The sequence below is a fragment of the Streptomyces torulosus genome, assembly GCF_001419765.1.
GTDB lineage: Bacteria > Actinomycetota > Actinomycetes > Streptomycetales > Streptomycetaceae > Streptomyces > Streptomyces torulosus.
On record NZ_LIRK01000643.1, the window covers coordinates 308 to 3,166 of the forward strand.

Annotated in this window: 3 protein-coding genes; all 3 read left to right on the forward strand. The window is 72.8% G+C overall.

Annotated elements, in window-relative coordinates:
• Nucleotides 1-741, forward strand: a 741-nt coding sequence (locus AOK23_RS36260; protein ID WP_240496720.1) for an acyl-CoA dehydrogenase family protein, incomplete at its 5' end; no start/stop codon positions are given.
• A 119-nt stretch (nt 742-860) separates the two neighbouring features.
• The gene (locus tag AOK23_RS36265; RefSeq protein WP_055716768.1) at nt 861-2,429 is read left to right on the forward strand and encodes a 4-coumarate--CoA ligase family protein; all 1,569 of its coding nucleotides are present in this window, start codon (nt 861-863) and stop codon (nt 2,427-2,429) included.
• Nucleotides 2,426-2,859: enoyl-CoA hydratase-related protein (locus AOK23_RS36270; protein WP_206336394.1), on the forward strand; the 434-nt coding region annotated here is incomplete at its 3' end. The genes AOK23_RS36265 and AOK23_RS36270, both read left to right, overlap by 4 nt.

The following is a 2,859-nucleotide window of genomic DNA, read 5'->3' on the forward strand; positions in this document are numbered from 1 at the left end:
GCCCGCCGCGACGGCGCCGACTGGCTGCTCACCGGCCGCAAGGTCTTCATCTCCGGCGTCGACAAGGCCGACGCCACCCTCATAGTCGGCCGCACCGAGGACGCCCGCACCGGCAACCTCAAGCCCTGCCTGTTCATCGTCCCCAGGGACACCCCCGGCTTCGACCGCCGACCCATCGACATGGAACTCCGCGCCTCCGAGCGGCAGTTCGAGCTGACCTTCGACGACATGAGGCTCCCCGCCGAGGCTCTCGTCGGCGACGAGAACGCCGGACTGCTCCAGCTGTTCGCCGGCCTCAACCCCGAACGCATCATGACCGCCGCGTTCGCCATCGGCATGGCCCGCTACGCCCTCGCCAGGGCCGTCGAGTACGCCCGCGAGCGCACCGTGTGGCGTCAGCCCATCGGCGCCCACCAGGCCATCGCCCACCCCCTCGCCCAGTCCCACATCGAACTCGAACTGGCCCGCCTGATGATGCAGAAGGCGGCTTACCTCTACGACAGCGGAGACGACGCGGCCGCCGGCGAGGCCGCCAACATGGCGAAGTACGCCGCCGGCGAGGCGTGTGTGAAGGCCGTCGACCAGTCCGTGCACACCCTCGGCGGCAACGGCCTCACCCGCGAGTTCGGCCTCGCCTCACTGATCACCGCCGCACGCGTGTCCCGGATCGCCCCCGTCAGCCGGGAGATGATCCTCAACTACGTCTCCCACCAGACCCTCGGCCTGCCCAAGTCCTACTGAGCCGCCGACCCGCCCGCCCCACGCTCCGAGCCCTCGACGCCCCGGAGGCGGGAACGGCGGCCACCGGACCCGAGCCGCGCACGCCGCAGCCCACACCAGCCGTACTGCCAGGAGGAACCATGTTCCGCAGCGAGTACGCAGACATCCAGCCCGTCGACCTGCCCATCCACGACGCCGTCCTCGGCCACGCCGCCGACCACGGCGACACCCCCGCGCTGATCGACGGCGCCGACGGCACCACCCTCACCTACGAGCAGCTCGACCTCTTCCACCGGCGGCTCGCCGCCGCCCTCACCGAGGCCGGCCTCCGCAAGGGCGACGTCCTCGCCCTGCACAGCCCCAACACCATCGCCTACCCGACCGCCTTCTACGCCGCCACCCGCGCCGGGGCCACCGTCACCACCGCGCACCCCCTCGCCACCGCCGACGAACTCGCCAAGCAGCTCACCGACTCCGGCGCCCACTGGATCATCACGGTCTCGCCCCTCCTCGACACCGTCCGCGCCGCCGCCGAACGCGCCGGCGGCATCCGGGAGATCCTCGTCTGCGACAGCGCCCCCGGCCACCGCTCCCTGATCGACCTGCTCACCACCACCGCCCCCGAGCCGGTCGTCGACATCGACCCGGTGAGCGACCTCGCGGTGCTGCCGTACTCCTCCGGCACGACCGGCGTCCCCAAGGGCGTCATGCTCACCCACCGGTCCATCGCCACCAACCTCGCCCAGCTCGAACCCGTCATGCCCGCCGCCCCCGGCGACCGCGTCCTCGCCGTCCTGCCCTTCTTCCACATCTACGGCCTCACCGCCCTGATGAACGCCCCGCTCCGCCGCGGCGCCACCGTCGTCGTCCTGCCCCGCTTCGACCTGGAGGTCTACCTGGCCGCCATCGAGAAGCACCGCATCACCCACCTCTACGTGGCGCCGCCCATCGTCCTCGCCCTGGCCAAGCACCCCGCCGCCGAGCGGTACGACCTCTCCTCGGTCCGGCACGTCCTGTCCGCCGCCGCGCCCCTCGACGCCCGGCTCGCCGCCGCGTGCTCCGCCCGCCTCGGCCTGCCTCCCGTCGTCCAGGGCTACGGCATGACGGAACTCTCCCCCTGCTCCCACCTGGTCCCCCTCGACCAGGCCGCCGCCGCGCCCCCCGGCACCGTCGGCAAGCTCATCGCCGGCACCGAGATGCGGATCGTCTCCCTCGACGACCCCGCCCAGGACGTCCCCGTCGGCGAACCCGGCGAGGTCCTCATCCGCGGCCCCCAGGTCATGAAGGGCTACCTCGGCCGCCCCGACGCCACCGCCGCCATGATCGACGCCGACGGCTGGCTCGCCACCGGCGACATCGCCCACTGCGACGCCGACGGCTGGCTGTACGTCGTCGACCGCGTCAAGGAACTCATCAAGTACAAGGGCTTCCAGGTCGCCCCCGCCGAACTCGAAGCCCTCCTCATCACCCACCCCGGCATCGCCGACGCCGCCGTCATCGGCCACTACGACGCCGACGGCAACGAGGTCCCGCACGCCTTCGTCGTCCCCCACCCCACCGCCACCGGACTCACCGAGGGCGAGGTCATGATGTACGTCGCCGAACGCGTCGCCCCCTACAAACGCGTCCGCCACGTCACCTTCATCGACGGCGTCCCCCGCGCGGCCTCCGGGAAGATCCTCCGCCGAGAACTCAGGGAGCGCCTGTGACGGACACCCCCGCACCCCTCGTACGCACCGCCCACCACCGCGGCATCACTACCCTCACGCTCGACTCCCCGGCCAACCGCAACGCCCTCTCCGCCGACCTCGTACGGGACCTGTCCGAGGCCCTCGCCCACTGCGCCAAGGACGACGCCACCCGCGCCGTCCTCCTCACCCACACCGGCACCACCTTCTGCGCGGGCGCCGACCTGCGCCGGCCGCCCCGCCCCGAAGCCGTCGTCGGACTGCTCCGGGGGATCCTCGACCTCCCCAAGCCGGTCGTCGCCCGCGTCACCGGACACGTCCGCGCCGGCGGCCTCGGCCTCCTCGGCGCCTGCGACATCACCGCCGCCGGACCCGACGCCACCTTCGCCTTCACCGAGGTCCGCATCGGCGTCGCCCCCGCCGTCATCTCCCTCACCCTCCGCCCCCGCAC